The organism is Lapidilactobacillus concavus DSM 17758 (assembly GCF_001435835.1).
GTDB classification, from domain to species: domain Bacteria; phylum Bacillota; class Bacilli; order Lactobacillales; family Lactobacillaceae; genus Lapidilactobacillus; species Lapidilactobacillus concavus.
Genome location: NZ_AZFX01000009.1, coordinates 23,357 through 29,922 on the forward strand (window position 1 = coordinate 23,357; position 6,566 = coordinate 29,922).

General features: G+C 35.2%; 5 protein-coding genes. All 5 read right to left on the reverse strand.

From position 1 onward, the window contains the following. Window positions 1–34: 34 nt before the first annotated feature. A complete protein-coding gene (locus FC15_RS01715; protein WP_057823325.1) occupies window positions 35–1,507 on the reverse strand; it encodes a GH39 family glycosyl hydrolase in 1,473 nt (490 codons plus the stop codon). A gap of 14 nt (window positions 1,508–1,521) precedes the next feature. Further along, window positions 1,522–2,139, reverse strand: coding sequence for a DUF624 domain-containing protein (locus tag FC15_RS01720; protein WP_083479043.1), 618 nt, complete (start codon window positions 2,137–2,139; stop codon window positions 1,522–1,524). Window positions 2,140–2,171: 32 nt separating this feature from the next. Then, window positions 2,172–3,056: a carbohydrate ABC transporter permease gene (locus tag FC15_RS01725; RefSeq protein WP_057823330.1), complete on the reverse strand. Its 885-nt coding sequence runs from the start codon at window positions 3,054–3,056 to the stop codon at window positions 2,172–2,174. An 11-nt stretch (window positions 3,057–3,067) separates the two neighbouring features. After that, window positions 3,068–4,045 carry an ABC transporter permease gene (locus FC15_RS01730; protein ID WP_083479044.1) on the reverse strand — a complete coding sequence of 326 codons (978 nt, stop codon included), beginning with the start codon at window positions 4,043–4,045 and terminating at the stop codon, window positions 3,068–3,070. Window positions 4,046–4,117: 72 nt separating this feature from the next. Next, window positions 4,118–5,803, reverse strand: coding sequence for a type 2 periplasmic-binding domain-containing protein (locus FC15_RS01735; RefSeq protein ID WP_057823332.1), 1,686 nt, complete (start codon window positions 5,801–5,803; stop codon window positions 4,118–4,120). Window positions 5,804–6,566 lie beyond the last annotated feature (763 nt).

Sequence of the window (6,566 nt, forward strand, 5' to 3'; positions counted from 1 at the left end):
ATCACCTCCGTAATTTTGTATCACCAAATTTTAATTAGCGATAACCTTTGAAATCGAATTGATCAGCATCATCACTTACCTGATACAATATAATTTCTGTTATTTCGTTTGCTTGTAATTCAAATTCAAGGCTTACAACATTACTAGAAGCCATCAAATTTTCAATGCTTGAAGCTGGTACCGCCAATTGTTTAAAAAGATTGACTTGTTGCGATGATGGAAATCTAGGCATACCAAATTTTTTCCAAATCGTAAAAATATTACCCTGTTCTTCACTAATTGATAGTCTTTTTGCAACATATCCTGCTTCGGTAGGGGCTACCCTTAAGTCAAAGTTTAATTTTTTGACTTCATCCGTTGGATTCCACGCGATAATAATCGGTTCGTTATCTTTAGTCAGACCGATAAACATATCTTGATCTTTATAAACTTCTTTATTTCCAATATGGCTAAAAAATTGGTACAAGTAGTAAGTCGGTTTTTTTACTTGATTAATAGTCATTAGTCCAAAACCGCCATGCAAAAAACTTGCTGGTATTCCTGATTCTTCAAAAGTGTCGGTAAAGGTCCAATAAGAAAACAAATCAGCCAATTCGTTTCCTTCACTTAACACCCTTGCCAAATAGGCTGCATTAAAAGCCGTATCATGGATAAAATTATTAGGAATATACGAAGTGTTAAATTCTGTGATATAAACAGGTATCTGTCTATGATAATATTTACTGATATACTCACTGCCAGATTTAAAATCATCCAGTAAACTCTTCACAGAATATACATCTTGTCGACTGACAAAATTATGTTTCTCAGGAACGCCAACAGCGTATGCATGTCTGGATAGAAAATCGATATCAAAGTGTTTTTTTTCGCAAAATTGTAAAAAAACACGCATCCAATCGTCTCCACCACCACATATTGCTGGGCCTCCAACCTTTAGATCTTGATTCACTTCCTTGATTGCAGTGTATGTTTCAGCAAACAGATGCAAATATTCATCCTGGTCAGCATTTTCCCAGAAAACATCTAAATTTGGCTCATTCCAAACTTCAATCGGCCAACTTTTAACTTCTTCAACACCATAACGATTAATCATATGCGTTAATGTTGCTTTAATTAGCTCTTTCCATTCAACATAATCTTTTGGCGGTGTAACATTTCCCTCCCACCAAAATACTTTTTGAGTTCCACGCGCTATCTGGTCTGGCATAAATCCTAACTCTAAAAGTGGCTTAATGTTAGTTGCTAATAAGTTGTCTATTGATTGATCTAAATTGGTAAAGTTGTAAGTGATTCTAGTGTCTTCCGAAGCATTCGACATTGTTGTCACGATTCCCATATTTTTAGAGAATAATCCGTGAGCACGCAAATACTTGAATCCAATTTCTTTTTGTAGTATACGCAAGGATTTTAAGTAATCATCACGCAGTACTAAATCTAGATGTCCAGAGCCAATACATTCAAGAAAGTTTTTCTTAAAGATGGTTGTTTTTGTAGTGTCAAATATCAATATATCCCCTCCTTTTATAAATTTACGATCGATATTGTAAAAATCTGTTGCATTTTCTTACATAACAAGATAGCTACAAGTGCTGGAAGTGCAAGGACGAGGATTGGCACCAACCAAAGTATGCCAACAAAGGTTAATGTAACAATAAAGATAATTAATGTATTCCAAAAATTCATTAATGAAAGTACATAACAATTTTTGATAATTATCTTCAGTGGATCTGAGAATCTCGCGATGTAGCTCAGAACATAAGGTGTTAAACTAGTGGCTGCAATAGCTACAATTACTAAAAAAATTTCAGAAAAAGTCGCAAGAATTGCATTACCTTGGCCATTACGGATTGAGTTGGTATTTAGGTAAAGTGTGCTATAAACGAATAAATCAAATATTGTCACTGCGGTTGCCTGTTTAAAGCTACTCTTAAACGATTTCCAAAATTGTTTAAAAAGATAGCCTTCTTTTTTCAGTATGAACTTGTTAACAGTTGAAATCATCGCACTAGTAGACGCACCAATAGTAATAATTGGGATACTAAACGCTAGCCATAGTACGCTAATTATCAAAACATCCGCAAGCTTGGTCATTCGGTCAACCAGTTGTTGTCCGAATTTCGTTCGTTTTTTAATCATCATTACCTTCAATCCTTGTGTTTATTTAAAATGTATTATTCCTTAACCCCACCAATTGTCAGACCACCAATGAAGTATTTTTGTAAGAATGGATAAAGCATAACAATTGGTAGCATTGTAACGATTGTTGTAGCTGCACGAATTGAGGTTGGTGTGACCATTGAGGAGCTGTGCTTCATCGACTCAACACTTTGCGATTGATTGGTTACCGATGACAATAGCTTCATCAATTCATATTGTAAAGTGCTTAGACGCTGTGTAAACCCGTTATACAACATGGCATCAAACCATGAGTTCCATTGACCAACCGCAACAAATAATGCAACTGTTGCTAATACTGGTTTACTTAGTGGCATTATGATTCGCCAAAAGATAGTAAGATAGGACGCCCCGTCCATTTGAGCTGACTCAACGAAGCTATCAGATAATCCATTCATATATGTTCGAATTACTAACATATTGAATGCACTCAACAATCCAGGAATAATATAAACAAGGAATGTGTTAAGCAAGTGTAATCGTTGCATCAACAAATAGTTAGGAATCATCCCGGCATTGAAATACATTGTAAAAATAAACAGTAACGTAATTGGCTTTCTGAACAAGAATTCTTTACGACTCAAAATATACGCCAATAACGAAGTTAAGAACACCTGCAACAACGTAGCAATTACGGTTCTTGACACAGTAATAAATGCGGCATTTAACAGTGTACTTTGCGTCAAAACCGATTTATAGTTTTCCAATGTAAACTTTCGAGGTGTTAAATAAATCCCTCCCTTTAAAGCATCTAATCCATCGTTTAAAGAAACAGCAATGGTATTTATAATCGGATATAACGTGGCGATCGTGAAGAAGATTAGAAAAGTCCATTTCACAATCTCGAGAATAACGTCCGAAACAACTACTCTTTTTTTCATATTAATCACCTTTAGAAAAGACTTTCCTCTCCAGCAGCACGCGCCGCTTTATTTGCAAGATAGATTAAAGTAACACTAATCAAGCCATTAAAGATACCAGCTGCAGTAGCCAATGAATAGTTATTCAAACTAATCCCGTACTTCAACACAAAGATATCAATTGTCTGCGAAACACCCGACACAAGTCCATTACCAAGCAGGTATTGAACTTCAAATCCAGCATTCAGTAAATTACCAATATTAATTAATAATAAAATGAAAATTGTTGGTTTGATTCCTGGCAAAGTAACGTGCCACATTTTTTGAAGTTTATTTGCACCATCAATATCAGCTGCTTCATATAGCTCACTATTAATTGATGCCATCGAAGAGAGATAGATAATACTACCCCAACCAGTATTTTTCCATACATTGGAAAAACCAACTATCCACCAAAAATACTTTGGATCTGCCAAAAAGTTAATCGGTTTATTAATTAAATGAAATGTCATCAATACTTGATTAATTACGCCAGTTTGTGGTGATAAGACATCCAGTACTATACCGGTTACAATAATCCATGATAGAAAATATGGTAAGTAAGACACAGTTTGTAGTACTTTTTTAACTGTCTTATTTTTAACTTCATTTAGGAGTAGCGCAAAAAGGATTGAAAAAACAAAACCCAAAACAAGATTAATCAAACTCATGAAGAAGGTATTACGAATAACTTTCGGGAACGTTTCGTCTGAGAACAACTGCATGAAGTTTGCGAACCCAACCCACTTTTGATCAAAAAAACCTTTTGCCGGTGAATAATCTTGGAAAGCCATCGCCCAACCAGTTAGTGGAAAATAATTAAACACCAAAATATAGAGGACAAATGGGATTGAAATAAGAACAAGCTCTTTTTGCTTAAAAAGCTGTTTTTTGAACCATACTTTGTGTGCTGCTTTCAATTCTTTTTTTGATGGTGGGGTGTTTTCGACTGCTACCCCTTCCTGATTCATTTCCACGCTATCAGTTCTCCTTTTTAAAGAACCGAAAAACCATGAAGGTCTCTCGGTCTCTTAATTCATTTTTTATTTAGCATTATCGATACGACGCTGAACTTCTTTAGTTAATTCATCCAAATAAGTCTGATAGTTCGTCTTAGTCTTGAATTCTTTCATATACTTATCCCATTCAGTTTTATATTCACTCGGTTTAGCCATAACAACCTTTGGTAGCCAAGCTTTTTTAACATCATCCATTTTTTGCATAGCAATTGCATAAGGTTCTGATGAAGACCAGCTATTTGTGGCTGACCAGATTGGATACCATGCTTGGTTTTTTTCATAGTAGTGAAGTCCATCAGTCCACTTATCCCAACCATATGCTTTTAGGAATTTCTTGTCGTAATCGCTCAAACTCTCTTTAAATTCACTAGGCTGTTCACCCACACTTACAGCGTTCTTCCCATCAGGTAATAACCCATCATATTGTGGGAAGTAGCCATACGAATCCATGTTCTTGTTAACCCAATTTGGATCTTTGTTGTTTTTCCGCTGTTCTTCAGTTCGATAGAACATACCATTATCATCGACTTTATAGTCAACGCCTTTTTCGCCCCACATGCGTAATTCCATGCCTTTTTGACTCAGAAGGTCATCGATGAATTTTAACGAACCCTTCACATCAGGATTATTAACAGTTATGCCTAATCCAGCACCATTATTCAGTTCTTTAGGTCCAAAATATTTTGGCTCAGTCCCTTTATCCATCACAAGATCCAGCGGCACATAGGTTCTGTCATCTTTGCCAGCTGCAACTAAAGATGGTACTGCTGTGTTGATAAAATCCCAACCTTGATCTACCATACCTATAACATTACCTGAAGATAACTTGGAAATGTATTGGTCATATTTCATTGTGAATGTGTCCCGATCAATAACACCTTTATGGTACTGTTCACCTAATAATTTGTAATAGCGTTTAGCGACATCCGTTGTTTCATAAGCTTTAGCTTTATGAGTTTTGACATCAATAATCGCCTTACCATCATTAGGATAACCCGCTAAGAATTGTGGCGGATTTTCCAAACAGAAGTACTTGGTGTCATCGGTCAAAACTTCAAATCCAATATTTTTTTGTCCAGATTTGTCGGTTGGATTAGCAGCTAAATAATCATCTATTAAATCAAAATATTGATCAATTGTTTCAATTTTGGGATACTTAGCCCATTCTAAAACACGTTTTTGAATCCAAAAAGCTTCGCTATTTTGTTGGGTAGTCATGCTCTTTTTGTTCGTCGAACTAAATTGTGGAATATAGTAAATGTGTCCTTTATGTGTATTCTTAATTAAATTCCATTGCTGATCAGTAAACAGCTTCTTAATATTTGGATAATCGTCAGTTTCTAAAATATACTTTTCAAGAGGAACAAGAGCGCCGGCTTTAACCAGTTGGCCGGTTGCATCACCACCATCAATAAAATCAGGATATTTCTTGCCGGCAATCATAACCCCAACACGTTCTTTTGCCGTTTGCCCAGTTAACCAAGAAACTTGAACTGATCGGCCAAATTCTTTACCAATTCGTTGATGTAATCTATTATCTGATGGAATCTCCTTACCAGAAGTTGCCATAAATGCTGTATACTGTTCTACACCATCTTTCTTTGGCGCGCCTTTCTTTGTTTCCTTATCGCCACCAGATGAACACCCAGAAAGAATGGCAGCTCCCACAAGCGCCACTGTAAAAATCTTAGCAATCTTTTTCATTTTCATTCCAATCCTCCTAAACTAAGTTAGCAAAAATAGAGGTCATAACACAATGAAGAAATTGTTACATTTGTGGCAATACTTCTGCAGATAAGTACTTCCACGTTAAAGAATAGCGTGTGCACACTCCATTTTTTAACCTATAGTTAGTTGCTAAAGATAACTAACTAACTTACAACTAAAATTGTAACGCTTTCATTTTCGTTGTCAACATGTTTTTGGAAATTTATTTACTGAGCATACAAAAAGATGAAAAAAATTCAGCATTACCAATGTATTCGCCTACAATATTTTTAATAATGTAAATGTTTTTTTCTTTTTCGGCAGGTAATGAATCCTATTCATCAAAATTATATAATAAATCACAATTTTTTAGACGCTGTATTACTTATGTAGCGATAAATATTAACCATCTACATCATCGGTTATAAAGTGATTGCTTAATTTTCTCACACCACCATACTTGCAGTTTCGTGCGCGACAGTTCAGTAGTTTAAACACTTTGAATAAACTGAAATGTCCTAGTTTAACTTTTCAATCAAGATGCTCCGGTAATTTAAATTTCTTCGACTGTACTATATCTGAACACATTTGCCCTTCTGTCTACCATGACCATAGCAGGCATTTAATTCCCATTTTAATTGCACCTAAAAAGGATATCGAATGACAAGCAGAATCGATATCCTTTTTACTATAAATTATTTTGTTTTTAGAAACCCGAATTGTCAAATCAAGTGCAACACTACTGATCTATTCTTATAAATTGGTA